Origin of the sequence: Pontibacter sp. HSC-14F20 (genome assembly GCF_019599265.1) — a bacterium.
Taxonomy (GTDB): domain Bacteria; phylum Bacteroidota; class Bacteroidia; order Cytophagales; family Hymenobacteraceae; genus Pontibacter.
The window spans coordinates 1-233 of record NZ_JAHZTC010000092.1; the positions used below are offsets into that span (position 1 = coordinate 1).

General features: G+C 58.4%; 1 pseudogene. It reads left to right on the top strand.

Annotation, left to right across the window (positions count from 1 at the left end):
- Window positions 1-233 (top strand): annotated as a pseudogene (locus K3G39_RS20635) (IS5/IS1182 family transposase); the annotation flags it as partial.

Genomic DNA, 233 nt, shown 5'->3' on the forward strand with positions numbered 1-233 from the left:
CCAGCTCCCTGACCAAGTTCCGTAAGCTCCGCTTAAAGGACACCGACCTGCTGAACCTTCAGATCAGCAAGACGGTCGCCATTGCCCTCGAAAAGGGCAACCTCAGGTCCCACTCCCTTAACGTCGACGCCACCCACTCGCACGCCAGGTCAAATCCACAATCCGCCCTGGAGGTGCTCAGGGAACGCTCAAGGCTGCTGCGCAAAGCCCTTTGCAGCATCGATGAAGACATC